Consider the following 22,960-nt stretch of genomic DNA (forward strand, 5'->3'; position numbering starts at 1 on the left):
ACCTTTCTATGACCAATCCCAACTTGTTCATTTCATCTTGGTTTCATCTTACCCCGCCTGGGCCGGGCTGCCATGGGCGGCCGTCCCGCTATGGCGCACCAGCTCCATCTTCTGCGGCAGGGTGCCGATCTCGATGCCCTTGTCGCGCAGCGCGGCGAGGAGCGCGAACAGGACCGCGCTGCGCGTGCCATAGGCGGCGCGCGGGCTTTCGACATGCGCCAGGCAGTTGAAGTGGATGCGCCCGTCGATGATCGAGTCGATGAACGCCTTGGGCATCGGATCGGTCAGCACCGCGGCCTCGGCCGAGAAACAGTCGAGCACGATGCCACGCACCAGGTCGGCATCCGTCTCGATCGGCACCGAGAACTGAATCTGGATGCGCCCCAGCGGCCCGGCCAGCGTCTTGTTGAGGACCGACTTGGTGATCAGCTCGGAATTGGGGACGATCAGCGTCGAATGGTCCGCCAGCTCGATCTCGGTCGACCGTACGCTGATCCGCTTCACATCGCCCTCATCGGTGCCGACGCGGATCAGGTCGCCGATCTTGATCGGCCGCTCGGCCAGCAGGATCAGGCCGGAAACGAAATTCTGGGTGATCGCCTGAAGACCGAAACCGATGCCGACCGACAGGGCGGACAGCAGCAGGGCGATCCGCTCCACCCCGATGCCGAGCGAGGCGAGCGCCCAGATGACCGCCAGCGCGATGCCGATATAACGCGCGACCAGGCTGACCGAGTTGCGCCCCGATCCGTCCAGGTCGGTGGCGGGCAGGTAACGCTGCTCCAGCCAGCGCATGAACGCGCGCACCAGCCCCAGCCCGACGAGCAGCACCGCCAGCCCGCGCAGGATCGCGCCCGGCGAGATCCAGACATTGCCGACCTTGATCCCGTCGGCGACCGCCGCGAGCTGGTCGAAGATGGCGCCCGGATTGCCGCTCGCCCCGAACGGACGCAGGAACATGCCGAGGGCGAGCAGGACCAGCGCCAGCCGGACGATACCCGACAGGACCAGGCCGAACTGGTCGACCATCGCGCCGCGAATGCCCAGCGCACGGGTCAGGGTGACGCCGATCCGGCTGTCACGCACGAAGACGGTGGTCGCGATATCGTCGGCCGCGACCAGCATCAGGTATAGCGCCGAGCCGAGCAGCACGGTCCAGCCGATCATCAGCGCGACGAAATAGCTGAACCAGATATAGCCGATGACCAGCGCCAGCCCGGCGATCACCACCGCGACCCAGGCCAGCAACGCCGCGACGCTCAACCCCGCGCTGACGCCCGCACTGGTCGTGTCGTTCTGCGCGGCGCGGCGGGCGCGGATACGGCCCAGCACGACCAGCGTCGCGACGATCAGCAGCAGGTGGAACAGCGCCATCGTCGCCTGCGTCGCGACCGTGGCGCTGCGGCTGCTGCCGATCGCCAGTTCGAACGCGCCGATGACGGCGGTGGCGAAGGTCAGGACCGTCAGGCCCCAGGATAGCGGCCGCAAGCGCGCCGCGGTCTCGTCGTCGATCGGCGCGATCCGCCAGGACGGCTGGCTGCGCATCAGCACCGCACCGGTCACGGCGGCGGTGAACCCCGCGATCCCGGTGGCGAAGACGAATCCGTTGAGGAAACCGGTCCAGCGTTGCGGCAGCAACCCCGACCAGCGCAGTCCCTGGACCAGCACGAAGGCGGCGGCGAGCGGACACAGCGTGCCCACCGCCACCCGCCAGAAGGTATAGGCCGAACGGCGCACCCGGCTGGGCGGCGCCTCGGCGATCAGGCGGCGCTGCGCCAGCCGGTGCGCGGCCAGCCGGACCGGGCCGAGCAGCAGGATCGCCACCGCAAAGCCCAGCAGCGCGTGCCACGGCACGCCACCGCGCCATTGCCGCGAAATCTGCTCGTGCCCCTGTTGCAGGAACAGGCCGACCCGGCGCAGGTCGCGCGGCGCCTGGTCCAGCACGACGATCCAGAATCCCGGGCTGAGCGGCGACGGCGCCTTGGTCGACAGCTTTTCGCTGAACTGTTCGGCCTGGCTCTGGTCGATCTCGTCGACCAGCTGCCCCGCCTCCACCCCGGCCAGCCGCCCCCGCTTGATCGCGGCGTCCAGCGTGGTGCGCAGACTGCCCAGGCTCTTGCGCTGGGCACTCAGCTCGGGGGCCTCGATCTCGCCGGGGGTGACGGGACCCAGCCCGGTGATCCGCGCATTCACGAGCGCCAGCTGCTCGGACAGGTCGGAGACGGCCTGGGTCGTCACGTCCTTCGCCCCCTGCGCCCGGTCCCGCAGCGCGCGGCGATCCGCATCGTCGACCTGCTGGTCGAGCGCGTGGTCGACCGACCGCACCTCGATCTCCGCCTCGGCGATCTTGGCGGCCGAAGCGGTCGCCGGATTGGCCGGCGATTGCGCCTGCACCCGCCCCGCCACCGCCAGCACCGCCGCAAGCGCCAGCAGCAGCATGACGATCGGCAACAGAGTGCGCCGGAGACGGAAGGAAGACGGAAGCGATATGGACATGGACCGGCCCGGAATTGCGGAGCCCCGGCTCATAGCCCGGCGCGCCGCGACAGGCGAGAGGCAGCCGGTTTGCCCTTTCCGTATCCCGCGCTAGAGCCGTTTGTCCGGGCCCGTGCGATTGCCACCTGATCCGATTTCGGGTGTATCAAGGAGCCCGCACCCGTCGGGATCGTTGGGAGTGTTCGGGAATTTTTGGCGCATGACTGATCTCGCTTCGCTCCACGGGCACACGACCCTGACCATTCCGCCGACCGGACCGGGATCGCATGACGCGCATGTGCTGGCGGGCATCAATCGCATCCTCCAGGAAGCGCTGCGTGCCTCGACCGAGGAGGAACTGGGCCGATTGTGCCTGGAGGTCGCCGAGGACCTGACCGGCGCGGCGTTCAGCTTCTTCGGCGAACGGCGCGAGTCGCATGACCGGCTGGACCATATTGCGATCAGCGAGCGCGGCTGGGCGGCCTATGAAGGCGCGGACCCCGTACTCCGCCAGCGCCAGTTGCCCAACGGGCTGAACATCCACGGCATTTTCGGCCAAGTCATCCTTCAGGACCGCAGCCTGATCGTGAACGATCCGGCCAGCCACCCCAACCGGGTCGGCACGCCCGAGGGGCATCCGCCGCTGCACAATTTCCTGGGCGTACCGCTGCGCCGCGACGGCGAGACCTTTGCGATGTTCGCGCTCGGCAACCATCCGACCGGCTTTACCGAGCGTGAGCGGGCGATCGCCGAGGAACTGGCCCCTGCCATCGTCCAGGCGCTGTTGCGCAAGCGTGCCGAGGTCGCCTCGCGGGACAGCCAGCGCCGCCTGCTGACCCTGATCGAGGGGATCCCGCAACTCGTCTGGACGGCGACACGCGACGGGCAATGGACCTGGGTCAGCCCGCAATGGGTCGCGATGACCGACCTCAGCGTCGAGGAGAGCCTGGGCCATGGCTGGCTGGCGGCGGTCCATCCCGACGATCGCGACGCCGCGCGCCGCTATTGGGAAGGCGCTGGCGAACATGGCGATCTGGCGATGGAGGGGCGGCTGCGCCACGGCCAGACCGGACGGTATCGCTGGTTCAAGACGCGCGCGACGCCGGTGCGCGACGATCATGGCCGGATCGTCGAATGGTTCGGCACCTCGACCGATATCGACACGCTGCGCCGCCTGCGCGAACGGCAGGAAACGCTGGTCGCCGAGCTTCAGCACCGGGTGCGCAACATCCTGACCATCGTTCGGTCGATCTTCACCCGCACGGTCGAGAATGGCGGCCCCATCGACGAGATCGCCGACCATTTCCGCGGACGGCTCGATTCGCTCGCGCGGACGCAGGTGGTCGCGACCCAGACACGGTCGGGCCGGGTGGACCTGGAAAACCTGATCCGCGACGAGCTGCTGGGCGTCGGCGCGATCGAGGATGACCGGTTGTTGATCGAGGGCCCCGATGTCGCGCTGCCCGCCGATACGGCGGAATCCCTGGGGTTGGCGGTTCACGAACTGACCACGAACGCCCTGAAATACGGGGCGCTGCGCCATTCCGCCGGGCGGCTCACCGTCACATGGGATATTGAACCTAAATCAAATGGCGAATGCGAACTGATTGTAAAATGGGATGAAACGGGTGTACCAGCGATGCCGGTCCCGCCGGTACGCCAGGGATTCGGGACCGAACTGATCCGCGAAGCCTTGCCCTATGGGCTGGGTGCGCGGACCAGACTGGACTTTCGCGGTGGTGGCGTATCGTGCCTGATAACGCTACCATGGATAAGTGACGACGCCGACGCGTCGAACCGGAGCCTAGAGGGATGAACCGCCAATCGCCGCTGGCCGACAAACGGATTCTCGTCGTCGAGGACGAGTATTTCATTGCGCGCGATCTGGAGCGGGCCCTTCGCGCCGCCGATGCGATCGTGATCGGGCCGGTCGCGACACTGGAACAAGGCCTGACCCTGGCCGAGACCCAGCCGCTCGACGCCGCGGTGCTCGACGTCAATCTGGCAGGCGAGCGGGCGTTCGAGATCGCCGACAGGCTGTCGGCGCGCGATGTGCCCTGGACCTTCCTCACCGGCTATGACGAATGGGCCCTGCCCGCCGCCTATCGATCCGCCCCGATCGTTGCCAAGCCCTTTCAGGCCGATCGCGTCATCCGCGCGATCGGCGCGCTGATGCCCGACAAAGGACGCGCATGACCCGCCCCCTCTCGATCGGCATGACCGCCGCCAACACCTCCGACGACCTTTTCGCGCCCGGCCTGCGCCGGCTGTCCGCCCTTGCCACGCTGGAGGCGTCCGACCTGGCATTGTTGCGCACCGCGATGGAGACGCCGCGCACCTATCCCGTGCGCCATAGCTTCCTGACCGTAGGGCGGCCGGTCGCCGAGCCGCTGATCGTGCTTCAGGGCTGGGCCGCGCGGGTGCGCATCCTGCCCGATGGGCGGCGTCAGTTCATGAGCTTCTTCCTGCCCGGCGACGTGATCGGCGCGACATATCAGGCGATGCCGATCGCCACGGCCACCGTCGTCGCACTGACCGAGTGCACCGTCTGCACCGCGCCGCGTGCCCCCGCCGGATCGGGCCTGGCACAGGCCTATTCCGTCGCGCGGGCGCTCGACGAGGCTTACCTGCTGGGCCATGTCGTCCAGTTGGGCCGCCTGAACGCGCAGGAGCGGATCAGCGATTTCCTGCTGGAAATCTACGAGCGGCTGTCGCTGGCGGGGCTGACCGTGGGCGGCAGCTTCGAAATGCCGCTGACCCAGGAAATGCTGGCCGACGCACTGGGCCTGACCCCGGTGCACGTCAACCGCATGATCCAGCAGGCACGGCGCGACGGCGAGCTGATGTGGAAATCGGGCCGCGTCCTGCTGCGCGATCCCGAGCGCACCGCACGGACCATCGGGCGTCAGAGCCCGCAGGTCACCGGCGCAGGGCGCTGAGCCGAAACCACCTGCACCGCCGCATCCGGTCATGGCCCCGCCTCGCCCCTTTCGGCGCGGGAGGAACATCGTTTCATGGCCATTCACCACATAATGATGATTTGGTGCACGAACCGCACCAATTTCATACCAATGTCATCAATATTTCGCCAAGCTGACACCATCCAACCCTAACGCCCCCACAGAACCGGCAGAAGAGCCGATGGGGGACCACGATCATGCTTACGTTTCGCAGCCTGCTGAAGGCTTCGGTTTCGCTCATCCTGGCGACGGGCCCGCTCGCTGCGCAGGCGCAGGACACCAGCGCCACGGCCGCCGCCGCGCCGCAGGCCGCGGAGGCGGCCGATGGCCAGAATGACGAGATCGTCGTCAACGGCACCTATGCGCGCAGCCTGGCGGCGGGCATCGAGACGAAGCGCCGCGCTGCTTACGGCGTCGACTCGATCAGCTCGACCGATATCGGCAAGTTCCCGACCCAGAACGTGGCCGAAGCGCTGCAGCTCGTCCCCGGTGTCGCCATCACCCGCCCGCGCGGCGAAGGCCTGTATGTCAGCGTGCGCGGCCTGGGTCCGCAGTTCCAGAACACGCTGATGAACGGCCGCACCATCGCGCTGAACGACCTGATCGAGAATGGCGGTGCGGCCGGGCGTCAGTTCCGCTTCGAGATGCTGCCCGCCGAATTCACCTCCAGCATCGACGTGGTGAAGACCCCGACCGCCGACATGAGCGAAGGCGCGCTGGGCGGCAATATCGACGTCAAGACCTTCCGCCCGTTGGAAGTCGGCAACAAGACGACCGTCAACATCCGCGGCACCTATACGACCCAGACCAAGGACGTGCGCCCCAACGTCACCGTGCTGACCAGCGCGAAGAATGGCGACGGCACCTTCGGCATCCTGGCGGGCGCGCAATATTGGGGCAAGACGGTCCGCAACGACCGCTTCATGAATTTCGGCTGGCTGCTGAACCGCTATACCGATGCGGCGCGCGGCGGCGCGCCTGCGGGTCTCTATTCGCCGACCCGCACCCGCCCCACCGTCGAAACCGAGGACCGCAAGCGCATCTCGGGCATCGTCTCGGCCCAGTGGCAGCCGACGCCGGAATTGCAGACGACGCTGGACGTGGTCGCCACCCGCCTGGACGTCGCCTATGACGAGTTCGGCCTCGATATCTATCCGGACGACGTCAACGTCACGATCGGCGGTGTCAAGCAGCTGCCGACCGTGCTCCAGCCCGGCTATACCGTGGTCGGCGACACGATCACCAAGGCGACGATCGCCAATGCCCGCTTCATGGCGACGCGCGAGTACAGCCTGAACCGCCACGACCTGCTGACCATCGGCCTGAAGCAGGCTTGGAATCCCGATCGCTGGCATGTCACCGCCAACGTCAACTGGTCGGCCGCGCACAGCTATCACCCCGACTACCGCACCGGCACGGTGCGCAGCCGCGCCTATTTCATCGCGCCGCTGACCTATGACGCCAGCGCCGGCTATCAGAACATGCCGACCCTCTCGACGCCGGTCGACCTCACCAATCCGGCCAATTACAAGCTGTTCCAGTTCAACATCGCGCCCAAGGACAGCAAGGACTGGGATTTCTACTCGCGGCTGGATGTCGCCCGTGACTTTGACGGCTTCCTGTCCAAGTTGCAGGCGGGTGGCGAATATCACTGGCGCAAGCGCGACTATTTCCGCCGCGATTACCTGATCGACACCGGCACCAACCAGCCGCTGACCAATTACGGCGCGGGCGCGTATCAGCAGATGCCTTATGACGATTTCCTGAAGGGCGTCGACGGCAACGGCATCCGCAACTGGCTGGTGCCCGTCACCCAGGCCTATGTCGGCAATTTCTTCACCCCCGCGATCCAGGGCCAGGCGCTGTCGCTGGGCGACCGCCGTTCGTCCTTCGTCGTGTCGGAAAAGATCGCCGCCGCCTATGTCCGCGCCGATTACCAGTTCAATGCCGGCGCCGTGCCCGTCACCGGCAATGTCGGGGTCCGCTATGTCCATACCGATCAGGTGGCGAGCGGCACGCTGACCCTGGGCAGCGCCTTCACCCCGGTCAGCTATCCCAAGACGTTCAACAACGTCCTGCCCAGCTTCAACCTGCGCGCCGACCTGTCGCAGTCACTGGTCGGTCGCCTGGCCGCCAGCCGGGTGCTGACCCGCCCCAACGTCACCGACACCGCGCCGCGCATCACCGTGTCGACCGACGCACCGACCGCCAGCGGCGGCAACCCGCAGCTCGTGCCGTTCCTCGCCACCCAGTTCGACGGGTCGCTGGAATGGTATTTCGCGCCGTCGGGGATGCTGTCGGGTGCCGTCTTCTACAAGGCGATGGACAACTACATCACCCAGGACAATACCGAGATCACCATTCCGGGTCGCGGCATCGTCCGCCTGTCGACCTCGGTGAACGGCGGCAATGCCAAGGTGTATGGCGCGGAAGCCGCGTACAGCCAGGTCTTCACCTTCCTTCCCGCGCCGTTCGACGGCTTCGGCGTGCAGGGCTCCTATACCCATACCGAGGTGAATGCCGACTACACGGCGGGTTCGCGCAGCATCAAGGACCAGCTGATCGGCCTGTCGAAGAACAGCTTCAACCTGGTCGGCTTCTACGACAAGGGGCCGCTGTCGGCGCGGCTCTCCTATGTCTGGCGCGACAAATATCTGTCGAGCACGGGCAGCACGGTGCAGGCCCCCACCTATGTCGCCGCCTTTGGTTCGCTCGACGGCCAGCTGTCGGTGCGCGCCGCCGAAAACCTGACGCTCAGCCTGGAAGGCATCAACATCGCGGGTGCGCATCAGAACACCTATAACGACAGCGATCTGCGCTTCGGTGAGATCAACTATTACGGCCGGACGATCCTGTTCGGCGTGCGGGCGGAGTTCTGATGACCAAGGTCTTCCTCACTTTGGCGGCGGTCCTCGTGACCGCCGCCGCCCCGGCCCCGCAGAAACCCCTGCGGATGAACGACATCCAGGTCGTCGGCTCGCACAACAGCTACAAGAAGCGGATCGCGCCCGCGGTCTTCGCCGAGCTGGAGCGCCGCGACCCGAAACTCGCCGCCGCGCTGGATTATGACCACCTGACCCTGGCGCAGCAGCTCGACCGGGGCGTGCGCCAAGTGGAGATCGACATCTTCGCCGATCCCGAAGGGGGTCGCTTCGCGCATCCGATGGGCGAAAAGCTGGCCCGGGCGGCGGGCGAACAGACCGGCTTCGACGAAGCGGCGATGATGAAGCCGGGCTTCAAGGTCTTCCACATCCCGGAAGTCGACTATCGCTCCTGCGGCACCTTCAAGCAGTGCATCGGCCAGATCGACGCCTGGTCGCGCGCACATCCGCGCCACCTGCCGATCATGGTGACGATCAACGCCGCCGACCGGCCGATCAACAAGCCCGGCGTCACCGATCCGCTGCCGCTGACCGCGCCGCTGCTCGATGCATTGGATGCCGAAATCCGCGACGTGCTGACGCCGAACCGGATCATTACCCCCGACGACGTGCGTGGGAACGCGAAGAGCTTGCGTGAAGCCGTCACGACCAGGGGCTGGCCGACGCTGGAGAGCGCGCGCGGGAAAATCTACTTCGTGCTGGATACCCCATCGGATGTGTCCGATCGCTACCGCGCCGGGCACCCTTCGCTGAAGGGCCGTCCGATCTTCGGCTGGTACGACACCGACCAGCCCGAGGCCTCGGTCGAGATCGTCGGCGATCCGCGCACCGAGGGCGCCAGGATCAAGGCGTGGGTGAAACAGGGCTTCATCGTCCGCACCCGCACCGATGCCGACACGGTCGAGGCGCGCGCGAACGACCACACCCGCCAGCAGGCCGCGATCGACAGCGGTGCGCAGGCGGTGTCCACCGATTACTATCCCGGTGCGCCGACGCGGGCCTGGAACAAGGGATTCACCGTTACCCTGCCCGGCGGGGTGATGGAGCGGTGCAACCCGGTGACGCGGGCAACGGGCTGCAAGCTGCCGAAGTGATACCCCTTCCTCCCCTCGAAGGGGAGGTGGCAGGCGCAGCCTGACGGAGGGGTGTCCCGCTCTCGAGCGGGCGACACCCCTCCATCATCCTTCGGATGGTCCCCCTCCCCTTTCAGGGGAGGAAAAGGTGGAGGACCGCTGACGCCCTTTTCATCTCCGGGCAAGCCGGGGTTCAGCCTCTTTGCATCACATTAGTCTCCGACGAAGCCTGCGCCCATTCGATCGGTGCCGGGCAGGAACGGAGAGCGGTGCATGGTGCGAACCGCGAGCCTTTGGATGTTGGTCCCGGCGCTGGTGACAGCCATGCCCGCTTACGCCGCCGATCCGGCGCGCGACGCCGCCTGGGCGGAACGGCTGGGTTGGGGTCCGTCCGCCGCGCCCGTCACCGGCCCCGCGCCGGGTAGCGACGCCTGGCTGCGTGACCAGCTCGACGGCCGCATCGATCCCCTGCCTCCGGCGGTCCAGGCGCAGATCGACGCCATGCGCATCTCGCGCGAACGGGTGGCCGCGCTCGTCGTCGAGACCGACGCGATGCAGCGTGACCTGAAGGCGATCACCGACCCGGACCAGAAAAAGGCCGCGCGTGAAGCCTATCAGAAGGCGATGAACGGGCTCGCCGACGAGGCGCGGCAACGCTTCGTGCTGCGCGCGCTCTATTCGCCCGACCAGTTGCGCGAGCGGATGACCTGGTTCTGGTTCAACCATTTCAACGTGCAGGCGGGCAAGCGCGACATTCGCGCGATGGTCGGCGATTATGAAGAGACGATCCGCGCCCATGCGCTGGGCCGTTTCCGCGACCTGCTGGAGGCAACGCTGCGCCACCCGGCCATGCTGCGCTATCTGGACAATGACCAGAATGCGCGAGGAAAGATCAACGAGAATTATGCGCGCGAGATCATGGAGCTGCACTCCATGGGCGTCGGCTCGGGCTATAGCCAGCAGGACGTGCAGGAGCTGGCGCGCATCCTGACCGGGGTCGGCGTCGACCAGAAGCCCGATGCGCCCAAGCTGAAGCCGGAGCTTCAACCGCTCTACATCCGCGCCGGATTGTTCGAGTTCAATCCGGCGCGCCACGACTTCGGCACCAAGCATTTCCTGGGTCACACCATCCAGGGCTCCGGCTTCCACGAGGTCGAGCAGGCGCTGGACCTGATCGCGGAGAGCCCGGCGACGGCGCATCATGTCTCGCTGAAACTGGCGACCTATTTCATGGGCGACGATCCGCCGCCCGCCCTGGTCGACCGGATGGCGGCGACCTTCCGAAAGACCCATGGCGATATCGCCGAGGTGCTGAAGACCATGATCCGTTCGCGTGAGGTGTCGGGCTCGCTGGGCAGCGGGTTCAAGGATCCGGTCGGCTATACGCTGTCGGCGGTGCGGCTGGCCTATGGCGACCGGACGATCACCAATCCGCAGCCGGTGGTCGGCTGGATCCGCCAGATGGGCGAAGGGCTGTACGACCACGAGACGCCCGACGGCTATGACCTGTCGAGCGCCGCCTGGTCCGCGCCGGGGCAGATGGCGACGCGGTTCGATATCGCGCGACAACTCGGCAACGGCGCGGCGCGGCTGTTCCAGGCCCCTGACGCCGCGCCCGGAACCCCGCCGCCGCCCGCCACCGTGCCGGTGCTGAAGGATTCCCCCATCGTCGCCGCGCGGATGCCGATGCTGGGCAAGCCGACCCTGGCCGCGCTGGCCCAGGCGCGGTCGCCCGCCGAGTGGAACGCGCTGTATTTCTCCTCGCCCGAATTCATGCACCGATAGGAGGATGTCATGATGATCCCCCATTTGCACCGCCGCGACCTGTTGAAGGGTGCCGCCGCGCTCGCCCCCATGGTGATGGCGGGCCGCGCCTTTGCCGCGCCGCAGGCGGGCAGCCGATTGCTGGTCGTGTTCCTGCGCGGTGCCTATGACGCGGTGAACATCGTGGTGCCCAGCACCAGCGACTTCTACCGCCAGTCGCGCCCGACCATCGCATTGCCCAGGCCCGATCCGGCCAACCCCAATGCCCCCTTGCCGCTCGACGCCGATTGGGCACTGCACCCGGCGTTGAAGGACTCGATCCTGCCGTTATGGCAGGCGAAGCAGATCGCCTTCGTCCCCTTCGCGGGCACCGACGACATGAGCCGCAGCCATTTCGAAACGCAGGACACGATCGAGCTGGGCCAGCCGGTCGGTGGCCACCGCGATTACGGCTCGGGCTTCATGGCGCGGCTGGCGGGGATCCTGGGCACGGCCGAGAAGCCGATCGCCTTCACCGATCAGTTGCCTTTGTGCTTCCGGGGCGGCGATGACCCGATCCCCAACCTCGCGCTCGCCAATGTCGGCAAGCCGATCGACCAGCGCCAGGCCGCGCTGATCCAGAGCATGTATGCCGGGCACCCGGACCTTGCCCGTTCGGTCAGCGAAGGCTTCACCGTCCGCGACACCGTGTACAAGACGCTGGACCAGGAGATGAAGGCCGCCAGTCGCGGTGCCGTCTCGGCCAAGGGCTTTGCGCTATCGGCGCAGCGGATCGGCACGTTGATGCGCGACCAGTTCAACCTGGCCTTTGTCGATGTCGGCGGCTGGGACACGCATGTGAACCAGGGCGGCGCGACCGGCTATCTGGCCGATCGAATGGGAGACCTGGGCCGCGGCCTCGCCAGCTTTGCGCAGGCGATCGGCCCCGATGCGTGGCGCACCACCAATGTCGTCGTCGTGTCGGAGTTCGGTCGCACCTTCCGCGAGAATGGCGATCGCGGGACCGACCATGGCCATGGCAGCATCTATTGGGTGATGGGCGGCGGCGTGTCGGGCGGACGTATGGCAGGCGAGCAGGTCGCACTGTCCGCCGCCACGCTGAACCAGAATCGCGACCTGCCCGTGCTGACCGACTATCGCGCGCTTATCGGCGGGTTGGTGTCACGCCAGTTCGGCCTGTCAGCCGACCGCCTGGCGACGCTCTTTCCCGATGTGCGTCCGGCGGATCTGAATCTGGTCTGATCCACTCGCGCCCCCGTTCCCGGCCCGGCCGTGGATGTCGTCCAGCACGTCGTCCAGCGTCAGCCCGGCCAGCTTGTCCTCCAGCGCCTCGCGCACCGGGGTAAGCATCGACTCCAGGCTGGCGGTGATGTGCCGGTCGATCAGCCCCTCACCCTGTGGCGGCTGACGGTGGAAGGCGAAGAAATTCCGGTCTTCGACCGCCTGGTACACATCGACCAGACGGATATCGGCGGACGGCTTGGCGAGCATCGCACCACCGCGATTGCCGAGTTGCGAGCGCGTCAGCCCCGCCGCCGCCAGCCGCAGCAGCAAGGCACGCACCACCGCCGCGTTGGAATTGACGCTGACGGCGATATCTTCGGACCGCAGGGGTGTCTCGCCATGTTCGGCCATCAGGGCCAGCATATGGAGCGACACGACGAATCGGGTACTGGTCGGCAAGTAACGGCGCTCCTCAACAGACGCAATTCCGACTGGATTTCCCGAATGATCGGGCCCTGATCGCGATCGTCATGATTCATCATGACGACTGGCGAACCTATAATCCATGTTATTTTGTGCTGTTCCACGACGGTAACGTCCGAGGCGGCCCAGATATCCGCGCATTTTTTGAACAGGATGGCCGGGACGGTCGGTGGCGCCGTGATAGGAGACAGGTCGGAACATCGCTACCAACTTGGACCGGTGCGACTGCGGATGTTCGAATTACGCCTTAGGTCGGCCTGAAACGCGGTGCACGAACGGCGTCAGAGCCAAGTCCGCCGCGACAGAGCGGAAGCAGCCCCCTTCATTCCTTCCTTGCAAGGGGAGGTATAAAACCGAGCCCCCTGCCTCAGCGGCCCGGCAATCGGATCTCGAACAATTCGGGCCAGTTCTTGCCGGTCACGAAGATGCGATGCTTCACCCGATCATAGGCGATGCCGTTGGCGACCGAGTCGCGATCGGTCAGCCCGACCCGCGCGATCAGGTCGCCCAGGTCGACCACGCCGACCACCGCTCCGCTGCGCGGGTCGATCCGCACGATATAGCGGGTCATCCAGACATTGGCCCAGATCTCGCCGTCGATATATTCCAGCTCGTTCAGGTTGCGTAAGGGGCGCCCGTCGACCGTCACGTCCAGCGTGCGCGCGACCGCCATCGTGGCGGGGTCCAGGAAGCGCAGGCGCGGGCTGCCGTCCGACAGGATGATCTGCCGCCCGTCATCGGTCATGGCCCAGCCTTCGCCGTCATAGCGCCATTCGCCGGTCCGCTTGAGCGCCGGGCGGCTCCAGCGGAAACCGCGCCCGCCATGCCAGGTGACGCTGCGCAGCTCGCGGCCCCAGGCGACGATCCCTTCGCCGAACAGCCCGTCGGGCACCGTCGCGCTCTTCAGCGTCCGGCCGGTCGCCAGATCGACCTGGCGGATGACGCTTTGCCCCTCGCGCCCCGTGCTTTCGTACATCGCGCCGTCGGCGATCAGCAGCCCTTCGGTAAAGGCGGTGGTGTCGTGGGGATAGGCACGGACCAGCTCGGGCTTGACCACCGGGGGGGGTGTCGGTGTGGCGGGCGCGGTCTGGACCGCCTGTTGCGCGGCGGCGGGCAGGGCCAGCGCGAGCACCAGCGGGAGAAAGGCGCGGATCACAGCGTACGCACCAGCCGCGCGACCCGTGCGATCCAGGCGGGGGCGGGCACCGCCACGCCCGCCGCTCCCGGTTCCAGCGGCAACAGGTGCAACGCGTCCGGCAGCAAACCCGCCAGCCGGGCAAAGACATAGCCACCGGCGGGGCGGGGCACGAGGATATCGCGATTCATGGCGTCGGCGAACCTATCGGGGCCGAGCGGCTCGCACCAGAGCTCATCGCCCGCGCGATAATCGCCGACCGCCCCCGTGACCGTCACCGCCAGCATGCCCGGCGTCGCGCACGGAGGCGAGATGGCGCGGGCGCTGCGCGGTGCCACCGCCCCGCGCGGACCCAGCAGGGCGGCGACGGGCAGGGTCTCGCGCACCGGCATGGTGACCAGGTCGGCGGTGGTACAGCCCAGCGCCGCGGCGATCCGGTTGAGCCAGGGCAGCGAGACGGTTCGCGTTCCCATCTCCAGCCGACCGATCGTCTGCGGCGTGGTGGGCGGGCAACAGGCGCGCGCGACATCGTCCAGCGTCATGCCCTTGGCGCGGCGCACCTCGCGGATCGCGGTAATCATCGCCTCTTCCCCTCCATCGCCCCTTCCGCGCCCACCCGTCCCGCTTCTGCCCGTCTGGCGAAGCTGCGCCGGCTGGGCTAAGCGCCGAACCCTGTCCTGTCGGAGTTATCGCCATGCGGTTCGAGATCGTCAAATGCCACGGATCGGGCAATGATTTTCCGATGATCGACGCCCGCGCCCTGACGCTGAGCGATGCCGAATGGGCCGGCGTCGCACGCGCGCTGGCGGATCGGCGCGGGCCGGTGGGCGGCGACGGTCTGCTCCTGCTGGTGCCGGGCGACGAGCGTGCGGCGTTCGGCATGGTGATGCGCAACAGCGACGGCAGCGAGGCGGAAACCTGCCTCAACGGCGTGCGCTGCGTCGCGCGCGCGGGCTTCGAGGCGCTGGGGATGGAAGCGGCGACGGTGCGGCTGAAGACCTCGCACGCCGATGCCGTCCACGACGCCGATCTGGCACCCGGCGTCTATACGGTGCGCGAGACGGCCGGGCCCGCCGGGCTGTCCACCGCCGCCTGGCCGATCGTCGGTGCGCCCGACACGTTGATCGACGCGGTGCTGCCGATGCTCGATCCCGAACGGCGCTTCACCGCCGTCACCATGCCCAACCCGCATCTCGTCCATTTCACCGGGACGGTGAACGAGGCCGAACTGGTCCGGCTGGGCACGCTTTGTGAGGCCGCCCCCGACTGGCTGCCCAACCGGGCGAACGTGTCGTTCGTCGAGGTGCGCGGCGATGCGCTGTTCGTGCGCACCTTCGAGCGCGGGGTCGGGCTGACCGACAGCTGCGGCAGCGCGATGGCCGCGTCGACCTATGCGGCCTGCCTGACCGGACGGATCGCCTGGGACGTGCCGACCGTGGTGTTCAACCGCGGCGGCCTGGTGCGGGCCTTTGCGCGAGAAGACGGGATGGTCACCCTGTCGGGCAACGCGACCTATGAATGGACGGGCTCGGTGGAGGTCGACCTGGCCAGCGAGACGGCCAGCGACCTTATCGTCGACCAGCGCTTTCCCCATGAAATCGCCGCATGGGAGGCCGCCAAGCGCGGGTGACGCGCATTCTTTCCGCCATCCGCATCGATAGAGCCGGGCGTTAAAGACGGTTGGGAACAGCCCCACCCCGCTCACGCAACACCCCGCCCTCCGGCGCGTTCTTCACACATGCTCCCAGTGCGTCGCCAGATCGCCGACCAGATACGCGACGTCGTCGGGTCGCGCGAACTCGACCTGACGCGACCGTCGGGCGACGACGGGCTGTTCGGGCCGGGTTCGGCGACCTGGGTGGTACACGGCGACTTCACCGCGATGATGGCGGGCGGCATCGCCTCGCTGCTCGTCCAGATGCTGCACCCCGCCGCGCTGGCCGGGGTATGGGATCATAGCGGTTTCCGCCATGACATGGCCGGACGGTTGCGCCGCACGGCCGGGTTCATCACCGTCACCACTTACGGCGCGACCGACGCTGCGGAGCGAATGATCGCGCGGGTGCGGGCGGTGCATGACCGGGTCGGCGGCACCCTGCCCGACGGCACGCCCTATTCGGCCAACGATCCGCATCTGCTCACCTTCGTCCACGCCGCCGAAGTGGACAGCTTCCTGCGCGCGCATCGCACCTATCGCGATCCGGATTTCCCCGATGCCGAGGCGGACCGGTATCTCGCCGAGATGGCGTCGATCGCCCAGCGGCTGGGGGCTGAAAACGTGCCGGAGGACCGTCATCAACTGGCGAAGTTCCTGGACTCGATCCGGCCGGAACTGCGCGTCGATGCGCGGACACGGGCAGTGGCGCGCACGCTGCTGAACCAGCCCGCGCCCAGCCCCGCACTGGCCCCGGTCAGCGCCTGGCTGACCCAGGCGGGTATCGCGCTGCTGCCCGACTGGGCGGCGAGGCTGCACGGGCTGGACGGTTACGGCGCGGTCCGCCCGGCGATCCGGGCGGGTACGCGGCGGCTGGGCGGTGCGATCCGCTGGGCACTGGCGGGATAACAGGCGGCCGGGCCGATCGCCGGGGCAGGACCAGGCCTCCGGCGGTATCTGCCAAAGCGCGCACATCCGCCAGCGCTACAAGGCCCCCAACCGCCGCAATGCGACCAGATAGGCGCGCATCCCCTCCAGCGCGCGGTCCGTCAGCACCATGAAGGCGCGGCGGCGGTCGGCCGCGTCGGGTTGGCGGGCGAACAATCCCGCCTCGGTCATCCGGCCGATCCAGCGCAACGCAGTCGTCGGCGCCACGGCGGCGGCAATGCACAGGCTCGACACCGACACGCGATTATCCTCCAGATGCGCGGCATACAGGTCGAGCAGCATGTCCCATGCGGGCTCCTCGAACAGGCCGCTGCCGAACAGTCCGTCGCGCAGGCGGCGCACCCGGATCATCCGGCGGACCAGTTCGGCGTCGCCCGGCTGCGCCTTGGCGGGGGCGGCGTGAAAGCTCTGATGCCGGTCGCCGACACCGCCGCGCCGATCCTCATCCTCCTGCACCGATAGGCGGGCCAGCGCCTCGGCGATCCGCGCAACCTCGGCGTTCAGCCGCCGGAGCCGTTCGGTTTCCCCCTCGCGGAAATGCGCATGCACCATGGTCGCGCCGCCGTTGCTCGCGCCCGCAATCGCCAGCGCCGCGACCAGTTCGAGCTGGCTGGCATCGCACAAATGGGACACGCGCGGGCCGATCAGCGTCGCGGCGACCAGATCGATGTCCTTGGTTGCCAGGCTGACCACGACCGGCAGGTCGAGCGCGGTCGCCACCGCGTCGATCCGGGTGAGCGCGAAGTCCATGGCCGAAGCCTCCGCGCCATGCGTATCGACCAGCAGCAGCGGTCGCCCGGCCTGCTGCCCGATCTCGTCGGCCACGTCCGGCCAGGCGATGTGGCGCAGCACTCGCCCGCCCGCCTGACGCACGAGATCGCTCGTCGCGCCGGCCAGTGCGGACACGCCGATCGCCACGACCGCAAAGCCGCCGCCATATAGATCCTGTTCGTCCATGCCGCTCCCCCGCACGCCCGCAAGACGGGCGCGTCCTTGCTTCCCGTCGCGAAGATGGGACGGGCGCGCCGCATCGGCACGCCCCCCTTCCTCGCGACCGAAACCGACGTCCGGGAGTCGACGTCGGCTTCGAATCAGTCCCTCAACCGAGGGCCTTGACGATCTCTTCGACCATCTTCTTGGCGTCCGCCAGCAGCATCATGGTGTTGTCGCGATAAAAGAGTTCGTTATCGACCCCGGCATAGCCGACGCCGCCCATCGAACGCTTGATGAACAGCACCGTCTTGGCCTTTTCCACGTCGAGCACCGGCATGCCGTAGATGGGCGAGGATTTGTCGGTCTTGGCCGCCGGGTTGGTCACGTCGTTCGCGCCGATGACGAAGGCCACGTCGGTCTGCGCGAATTCGGCATTGATGTCCTCCAGCTCGAACACCTCGTCATAGGGCACGTTCGCCTCGGCCAGCAGGACGTTCATATGGCCGGGCATCCGCCCCGCGACCGGGTGGATGGCATATTTGACGCGCACGCCCTCCTTCTTGAGCAGGTCGCCCATCTCGCGCAGGACATGCTGCGCCTGGGCCACCGCCATGCCGTAACCGGGGACGATCACGACCTGTTCGGCCTGGGACATCAGGAAGGCCGCGTCCTCCGCGCTGCCGCGCTTCCACGGCCGGTCGATCGCCGCCGCAGCCCCGCCCCCCGCATCGCTCGCGCCGAAGCCGCCCGCGATCACGCTGACGAAGCTGCGGTTCATCGCCCGGCACATGATATAGGACAGGATCGCGCCCGAACTGCCGACCAGCGCGCCGGTCACGATCATTGCGGTATTGTGCAGGGTGAAGCCCATCGCGGCGGCGGCCCAGCCCGAATAGCTGTTCAGCATCGACACCACGACCGGCATGTCCGCGCCGCCGATGGGCACGATCAGCAGGAAGCCGATGACGAAGGACAGGAGCGTGATCGTCCAGAATATCCACGGCGCCTGGTCGCGCGTGAACATCGCCACGAGGAGGACGATCGCCCCCAGCAGCCCCGCGTTCAGCGCATGGCGGCCGGGCAGCAGGATCGGCTTCCCCCCCATATTGCCGTTGAGCTTGAGGAAGGCGATCACCGAGCCGGAAAAGGTGATCGCGCCGATCGCCACGCCCAGCGCCATTTCGACCCGGCTGACGACATGGATGCTGGCAAAGGGCTGGCCGATCATCGGGACGACCATGTCGGCGATGTCGAAGGCGACCGGGTTCAGGAAGGCGGCGCAGGCGACCGCGACGGCGGCGAGGCCGACGAGCGAGTGGAAGGCGGCGACCAGCTGCGGCATCGCGGTCATCGCGATGCGGCGCGCGGTGGTGATGCCGATCGCCGCACCCAGGCCGATGGCGGCGAGGATCTCGAAAGCGGCCGTCCAATCGATCAACAGATCATGCGGATTGCCCGGTGGCCAGGCTTCGGACCGCATCGGCACATGCGTCACCAGCGTCGTGACCACCGCGATGGTCATGCCGATCATGCCGAAGCGGTTACCCCGCTGGCTGGTCGTCGGGCTCGACAGCCCGCGCAGCGCCAGGATGAAGCACACCCCCGCCACCAGATAGGCGAGCGAAACCCAGGGGTTCGCGGCAACGGCCTCGACCGCAGGGGTGAGCGGCGCGGGCGGCACGGGGGCGATCACGAGCGCTTCTCCTTCTTGCGATACATGGCGAGCATCCGCTGCGTCACCGCAAAGCCGCCGAAGATGTTGATGCTGGCCAGCACCACGGCGCCCAGCCCCAGCCACTTGGCCACGCCTGATCCGGTCGCCCCGGAGGACGCGGCGGCGGCGATCAGCGCGCCGACGATGATCACCGAGGAAATCGCGTTGGTCACCGCCATCAACGGCGTATGCAGCGCGGGCGTCACTGACCAGACGACATAATAGCCGACGAAACACGCTAGCACGAAGATCGACAGGATTGAGATGAAGTCCATGCTATTCCTCCCCGGAACGGGGAGGGGGACCACTCGCCGACGGCGAGTGGTGGAGGGCGGCCGCCGCCAGCGAGACGATCGAGGCGGCAACCGCCTCGGCATCGCGCAGGATGTCGGCGGCTCCGATCCGCATGACCCTGTACCCGTTATCGTTCAAATATCGGTCGCGCCCCGTGTCGCGGACCAGGCGTTTTTCGACGCCGTGAATGGCACCGTCGACTTCGATGATCATGCGCGCTTTCGAACAATAGAAATCGGCGACGTAGCATCCCATCGGATGTTGTCGTCGGAAGCGCAGACCGCCGGGAGAACCGCGAAGCTGTTGCCAGAGCATGACCTCCGGCAACGTCATCACCCGCCGCAACTTGCGGGCCAGTGATACTTCGGGACGACGTATTGGCCGCACGCCCCCTCCACCGGCTTCGCCGGTCCCCCTCCCCGTTCCGGGGAGGATCATTGCGAGAGCCTCGGGTTCACCACTTGGCCACCCCTGGTCAGCCGGATCGCATCGCCGATCTCCGCGTCCAGCACGGGCCGTCCGGCATCCTTGTCCCAGAAGGCCGCCAGGAAATTGTGCAGGTTGCGCGCGAACAGAGCCGAGGCGTCCGCCGCCAGGCGACCGGCCATGTTGCGGTGGCCGACGATCGTCACGCCGTGGCGCTGGACGACCTCGCCCGGCACCGCGCCCTCGACATTGCCGCCCGCTTCCACCGCCAGGTCGATAATGACGCTGCCCGGCCGCATCGTCGCGACCTGCGCATCCGTCACCAGGCGCGGCGCGGGGCGGCCGGGGATCAGCGCGGTGGTGATGACGATGTCCTGCCTGGCGATATGCCCGGCGACCAGTTCCGCTTGCGCGCGGCGATATTCCTCGCTGGTCTCGCCAGCATAGCCGCCGGTGCCCTCGCCCTCGATGCCCGCGACACCCTCTACGAAGATCGGCTTGGCGCCCAGCGACTGGATCTGCTCGCGCGTGGCGGATCGCACGTCGGTCGCCGACACCTGCGCGCCCAGCCGCCGTGCGGTCGCGATCGCCTGGAGCCCCGCCACGCCGACGCCCATCACGAAGACCCGCGCCGCCGGGATCGTGCCCGCCGCCGTCATCATCATCGGGAAAGCGCGGCCATAGGCGCTCGCCGCCTCCAGCACCGCCTTGTAACCCGCCAGATTGGACTGGGACGACAATATGTCCATCGACTGGGCGCGGGTGATGCGCGGCATCCAATCCATCGCCAACGCCTCCAGCCCCGCCGCCGCATAGGCCGCCACCGTCTCCGTCCGACGAAACGGGTCGAACGCACCGACCACCCAGGCACCCGGTGGCAGGCCGCCCAGCGTCGCGGGATCGGGCGCCTGCACCGCCAGCACGATGTCCGCGCCCGCCAGCACCGCCGCCCGGTCGGCCAGCATCGCCCCCGCCTGCTCGTAATCACCATCGGCGATCCCGGCGGCGACCCCGGCGCCCCGCTCGACCGCCAGGGTCGCGCCGAGTGCGATCAGCTTCTTCACCGTCTCCGGCGTGGCGGCGACGCGGGTTTCGCCCGCTACGGTCTCATGAAGGACCGCGATCCGTAAGCCCACGGGATCAGGCGATCAGCCAGAGGACGATCGCCACCAGAATGGCGACCGCGACCGCGCCCCATTTCAGCATCCCGATCATCAGGCCGTAGGTGGCGACATGCGCCTTCATTTCGCCGGTGCCTCCCGGAATGCCGGTGTCGTTGCCCGCCATGATCCTCACCTCCGCTTGTCGTTCGTGCGAAACCGTTACCCGCCCGCCTGTCCTGTCCGAAGCTTATTCACCGCCCCGGACGGATCAACCCCGAAACGTGCCGATCCGCCCCCGCGCGGCCCGCACCGCGAAAAGAAAATGCCGCCGGCCCGGTCATGCGCCGCGAAAAGAGATTGTCCCGAATTAACGCAGATTTTAACAAAGTTGCGGTATACCGCCCTGAATTGGGACCACAGGACATATTATGACGCGCAACGGCCAACGTCTGCTGCTGCTGATCGATGACGAACCGGCCCAGCGTCGGCTGATCACCGCGCTGGCGCAGCGTGGCGGCTGGCGCACCCTGTTCGCCACCGATGCCGATATGGCCGCCTCCGTCCTGGAATCCGCCCAGGGGCGCGAACTCGATGCCGTCCTGATCGATCACTGGGCCCCCGGCACCGATGCGACGCAGATGATCGCCGATGTGCACGCGCTGCGCGCCGACCTGCCCATCCTGATGCTGACCGCCAACGACTCGGTGGCGCAGGCGGTGGCGGCGATGCGCGCGGGCGCGACCGACTTCCTGGTCAAGCCGCTGGCCCCCGAACGCCTGCTCGCCGCGCTGGAGGCCTGTGTCGCGGGCCAGACCAGCGGCGAGCTTCGCCCGCTGACCGAGAAGATCCCCGCGCTCCTCGCCTTTGACGAGATCGTCGGCGACACGCCGGAATTCCGCGCCGCACTCGGCGTCGCGGCCAAGGCGGCGCGCGCCCGGGTCGCCGTCCTGATCGAGGGCGAGGGCGGCGTCGGCAAGGAATCGCTGGCCGAGGCGATCCACGCCGCCTCCCCCCGTGCCGAACGGCCGATGATCCGCGTTAACTGCGCCGCGACCGCCGCCAACCTGCTCGACAGCATCATCTTCGGCCATGAGGAAGGTGCCTTTGCCGGGGCGTTCGAACGCCGCATCGGCAAGATGGTCGAGGCGGACGGATCGACCCTGTTCCTGGACGAGGTGTCGGGCATGCCGCTCGAAACCCAGGCGCGGCTGTTCGAAATGCTGCAATCCGCGACGATCGTGCCGCTGGGCGCGCGCCACGCCCGCGAGGTCGATGTGCGCATCATCGCGGCCACCGATGGTCGCCTGCTCGAGGCGGTCGAGGCCGGGCGGTTCCGCGAGGACCTGTATTACAAGCTGAACACCGTCCATGTCGCGGTGCCGCCCTTGCGCGACCGCGCCGCCGACGTCCCCGCGCTGACCCGCCACCTGCTCGGCCGGATCGCGCAGCAGCCGGGCCTGCGCCATCTCGACATCACCGACGACGCGCTCGACCTGCTGCGCCGTTACGACTGGCCCGGCAATGTCCGCCAGTTGCAGAACGCCCTCTTCCGCGCCGCCGTGCTGTGCGAGGGCGATGAACTGACGCCCGCCGACTTCCCGCAGATCGCCTCGCTCGGCGACCGCCCCTCGGTCAGCGCGAGCAGCGGCCAGGCAGCGCATAATGGCGGCATCAACCTGTTCCGCCCCGACGGCAATCTGCGCCCGCTCGAGGATATCGAAGCCGATGTCATCCGCCTGGCGATCGGCCATTATCGCGGCCGCATGACCGAGGTCGCCCGGCGGCTGGGGATCGGCCGTTCGACGCTTTATCGCAAGCTGGGCGAACTGGGCATCGACAACGCTGCGTAAAGATTATTCCTCCCCTGCAAGGGGAGGTGGCAGGCCGTCAGG

At 67.8% G+C, this 22,960-nt stretch carries 20 protein-coding genes; 10 read left to right on the plus strand and 10 right to left on the minus strand.

Annotated features, from left to right (window positions below):
• Positions 1 to 48: 48 nt before the first annotated feature.
• Positions 49 to 2,451, minus strand: coding sequence for a DUF3772 domain-containing protein (locus U1703_RS08585; protein WP_332785352.1), 2,403 nt, complete (start codon positions 2,449 to 2,451; stop codon positions 49 to 51).
• A 244-nt stretch (positions 2,452 to 2,695) separates the two neighbouring features.
• Here U1703_RS08585 and U1703_RS08590 point away from each other — a divergent pair, with 244 nt between their 5' ends.
• The 7 genes from U1703_RS08590 to U1703_RS08620 all read left to right on the plus strand — a co-directional run bounded on the left by U1703_RS08590 (position 2,696) and on the right by U1703_RS08620 (position 12,396).
• The gene (locus U1703_RS08590) at positions 2,696 to 4,291 is read left to right on the plus strand and encodes a sensor histidine kinase (protein ID WP_332785353.1); all 1,596 of its coding nucleotides are present in this window, start codon (positions 2,696 to 2,698) and stop codon (positions 4,289 to 4,291) included.
• Complete coding sequence (locus U1703_RS08595; protein ID WP_320453111.1) at positions 4,288 to 4,671, plus strand: response regulator; 384 nt, start codon at positions 4,288 to 4,290, stop codon at positions 4,669 to 4,671. The genes U1703_RS08590 and U1703_RS08595 overlap by 4 nt, the downstream gene beginning before the upstream one ends.
• On the plus strand, positions 4,668 to 5,414 hold the full coding sequence (locus U1703_RS08600) for a Crp/Fnr family transcriptional regulator (protein ID WP_332785354.1): 747 nt from the start codon (positions 4,668 to 4,670) through the stop codon (positions 5,412 to 5,414). Before U1703_RS08595 ends, U1703_RS08600 begins: the two co-directional genes overlap by 4 nt.
• A 218-nt stretch (positions 5,415 to 5,632) precedes the next feature.
• Positions 5,633 to 8,314, plus strand: a complete 2,682-nt coding sequence (locus U1703_RS08605; protein ID WP_332785355.1) for a TonB-dependent receptor — start codon at positions 5,633 to 5,635, stop codon at positions 8,312 to 8,314.
• Positions 8,314 to 9,411, plus strand: coding sequence for a phosphatidylinositol-specific phospholipase C1-like protein (locus tag U1703_RS08610; RefSeq protein ID WP_332785356.1), 1,098 nt, complete (start codon positions 8,314 to 8,316; stop codon positions 9,409 to 9,411). Before U1703_RS08605 ends, U1703_RS08610 begins: the two co-directional genes overlap by 1 nt.
• 252 nt (positions 9,412 to 9,663) lie before the next feature.
• Complete coding sequence (locus tag U1703_RS08615) at positions 9,664 to 11,175, plus strand: DUF1800 domain-containing protein (protein WP_332785357.1); 1,512 nt, start codon at positions 9,664 to 9,666, stop codon at positions 11,173 to 11,175.
• Between the two features lie 9 nt (positions 11,176 to 11,184).
• Entirely contained in the window at positions 11,185 to 12,396 is a 1,212-nt protein-coding gene (locus U1703_RS08620; RefSeq protein ID WP_332785358.1) for a DUF1501 domain-containing protein, read from the plus strand.
• On the opposite strand, the gene U1703_RS08625 is transcribed toward U1703_RS08620, so the two are convergent.
• The 3 genes from U1703_RS08625 to U1703_RS08635 all read right to left on the minus strand — a co-directional run bounded on the left by U1703_RS08625 (position 12,334) and on the right by U1703_RS08635 (position 14,577).
• Positions 12,334 to 12,837: an Rrf2 family transcriptional regulator gene (locus U1703_RS08625; protein ID WP_332785359.1), complete on the minus strand. Its 504-nt coding sequence runs from the start codon at positions 12,835 to 12,837 to the stop codon at positions 12,334 to 12,336. The two genes, U1703_RS08620 and U1703_RS08625, sit on opposite strands and share 63 nt — an antisense overlap.
• Before the next feature lie 391 nt (positions 12,838 to 13,228).
• Positions 13,229 to 14,017 (minus strand): glutaminyl-peptide cyclotransferase, encoded by a 789-nt coding sequence (locus U1703_RS08630; RefSeq protein WP_332785360.1) that lies wholly within the window; start codon positions 14,015 to 14,017, stop codon positions 13,229 to 13,231.
• The gene (locus U1703_RS08635) at positions 14,014 to 14,577 is read right to left on the minus strand and encodes a helix-turn-helix domain-containing protein (protein WP_320453104.1); all 564 of its coding nucleotides are present in this window, start codon (positions 14,575 to 14,577) and stop codon (positions 14,014 to 14,016) included. The genes U1703_RS08630 and U1703_RS08635 overlap by 4 nt, the downstream gene beginning before the upstream one ends.
• A 113-nt stretch (positions 14,578 to 14,690) precedes the next feature.
• On the opposite strand from U1703_RS08635, the gene dapF reads away from it, so the two are divergent.
• Positions 14,691 to 15,626: a diaminopimelate epimerase gene (gene dapF, locus U1703_RS08640; RefSeq protein WP_332785361.1), complete on the plus strand. Its 936-nt coding sequence runs from the start codon at positions 14,691 to 14,693 to the stop codon at positions 15,624 to 15,626.
• A 108-nt stretch (positions 15,627 to 15,734) separates the two neighbouring features.
• Entirely contained in the window at positions 15,735 to 16,559 is an 825-nt protein-coding gene (locus U1703_RS08645) for an oxygenase MpaB family protein (RefSeq protein ID WP_332785362.1), read from the plus strand.
• Between the two features lie 75 nt (positions 16,560 to 16,634).
• On the opposite strand, the gene U1703_RS08650 is transcribed toward U1703_RS08645, so the two are convergent.
• From U1703_RS08650 to U1703_RS08675, 6 genes are all read right to left on the minus strand, one after another.
• On the minus strand, positions 16,635 to 17,555 hold the full coding sequence (locus U1703_RS08650; RefSeq protein WP_332785363.1) for a winged helix DNA-binding protein: 921 nt from the start codon (positions 17,553 to 17,555) through the stop codon (positions 16,635 to 16,637).
• A gap of 142 nt (positions 17,556 to 17,697) precedes the next feature.
• Positions 17,698 to 19,212, minus strand: a complete 1,515-nt coding sequence (locus U1703_RS08655; protein ID WP_332785484.1) for an NAD(P)(+) transhydrogenase (Re/Si-specific) subunit beta — start codon at positions 19,210 to 19,212, stop codon at positions 17,698 to 17,700.
• Between the two features lie 8 nt (positions 19,213 to 19,220).
• Entirely contained in the window at positions 19,221 to 19,520 is a 300-nt protein-coding gene (locus tag U1703_RS08660; RefSeq protein WP_332785364.1) for a proton-translocating transhydrogenase family protein, read from the minus strand.
• Position 19,521: 1 nt separating this feature from the next.
• Complete coding sequence (locus tag U1703_RS08665; protein WP_332785365.1) at positions 19,522 to 19,977, minus strand: endonuclease domain-containing protein; 456 nt, start codon at positions 19,975 to 19,977, stop codon at positions 19,522 to 19,524.
• Positions 19,974 to 21,101, minus strand: a complete 1,128-nt coding sequence (locus tag U1703_RS08670; RefSeq protein ID WP_332785366.1) for an NAD(P) transhydrogenase subunit alpha — start codon at positions 21,099 to 21,101, stop codon at positions 19,974 to 19,976. The genes U1703_RS08665 and U1703_RS08670 overlap by 4 nt, the downstream gene beginning before the upstream one ends.
• Positions 21,102 to 21,105: 4 nt before the next feature.
• Complete coding sequence (locus tag U1703_RS08675; protein ID WP_320453097.1) at positions 21,106 to 21,252, minus strand: aa3-type cytochrome c oxidase subunit IV; 147 nt, start codon at positions 21,250 to 21,252, stop codon at positions 21,106 to 21,108.
• A 244-nt stretch (positions 21,253 to 21,496) separates the two neighbouring features.
• Here U1703_RS08675 and U1703_RS08680 point away from each other — a divergent pair, with 244 nt between their 5' ends.
• A complete protein-coding gene (locus U1703_RS08680; RefSeq protein WP_332785367.1) occupies positions 21,497 to 22,918 on the plus strand; it encodes a sigma-54-dependent transcriptional regulator in 1,422 nt (473 codons plus the stop codon).
• The last annotated feature ends 42 nt before the right edge of the window (positions 22,919 to 22,960 follow it).

The sequence above is a fragment of the Sphingomonas flavida genome, assembly GCF_036663655.1.
Classification (GTDB): domain Bacteria; phylum Pseudomonadota; class Alphaproteobacteria; order Sphingomonadales; family Sphingomonadaceae; genus Sphingomonas.

Coding starts and splice junctions, on each gene's coding strand:
- U1703_RS08590 (WP_332785353.1), top strand. CDS start 2,696: ATGACTGATCTCGCTTCGCTCCACGGGCACACGACCCTGACCATTCCG.
- U1703_RS08595 (WP_320453111.1), top strand. CDS start 4,288: ATGAACCGCCAATCGCCGCTGGCCGACAAACGGATTCTCGTCGTCGAG.
- U1703_RS08600 (WP_332785354.1), top strand. CDS start 4,668: ATGACCCGCCCCCTCTCGATCGGCATGACCGCCGCCAACACCTCCGAC.
- U1703_RS08605 (WP_332785355.1), top strand. CDS start 5,633: ATGCTTACGTTTCGCAGCCTGCTGAAGGCTTCGGTTTCGCTCATCCTG.
- U1703_RS08610 (WP_332785356.1), top strand. CDS start 8,314: ATGACCAAGGTCTTCCTCACTTTGGCGGCGGTCCTCGTGACCGCCGCC.
- U1703_RS08615 (WP_332785357.1), top strand. CDS start 9,664: ATGGTGCGAACCGCGAGCCTTTGGATGTTGGTCCCGGCGCTGGTGACA.
- U1703_RS08620 (WP_332785358.1), top strand. CDS start 11,185: ATGATGATCCCCCATTTGCACCGCCGCGACCTGTTGAAGGGTGCCGCC.
- U1703_RS08635 (WP_320453104.1), bottom strand. CDS start 14,577: ATGATTACCGCGATCCGCGAGGTGCGCCGCGCCAAGGGCATGACGCTG.
- dapF (WP_332785361.1), top strand. CDS start 14,691: ATGCGGTTCGAGATCGTCAAATGCCACGGATCGGGCAATGATTTTCCG.
- U1703_RS08645 (WP_332785362.1), top strand. CDS start 15,735: ATGCTCCCAGTGCGTCGCCAGATCGCCGACCAGATACGCGACGTCGTC.
- U1703_RS08650 (WP_332785363.1), bottom strand. CDS start 17,555: ATGGACGAACAGGATCTATATGGCGGCGGCTTTGCGGTCGTGGCGATC.
- U1703_RS08660 (WP_332785364.1), bottom strand. CDS start 19,520: ATGGACTTCATCTCAATCCTGTCGATCTTCGTGCTAGCGTGTTTCGTC.
- U1703_RS08665 (WP_332785365.1), bottom strand. CDS start 19,977: ATGATCCTCCCCGGAACGGGGAGGGGGACCGGCGAAGCCGGTGGAGGG.
- U1703_RS08675 (WP_320453097.1), bottom strand. CDS start 21,252: ATGGCGGGCAACGACACCGGCATTCCGGGAGGCACCGGCGAAATGAAG.
- U1703_RS08680 (WP_332785367.1), top strand. CDS start 21,497: ATGACGCGCAACGGCCAACGTCTGCTGCTGCTGATCGATGACGAACCG.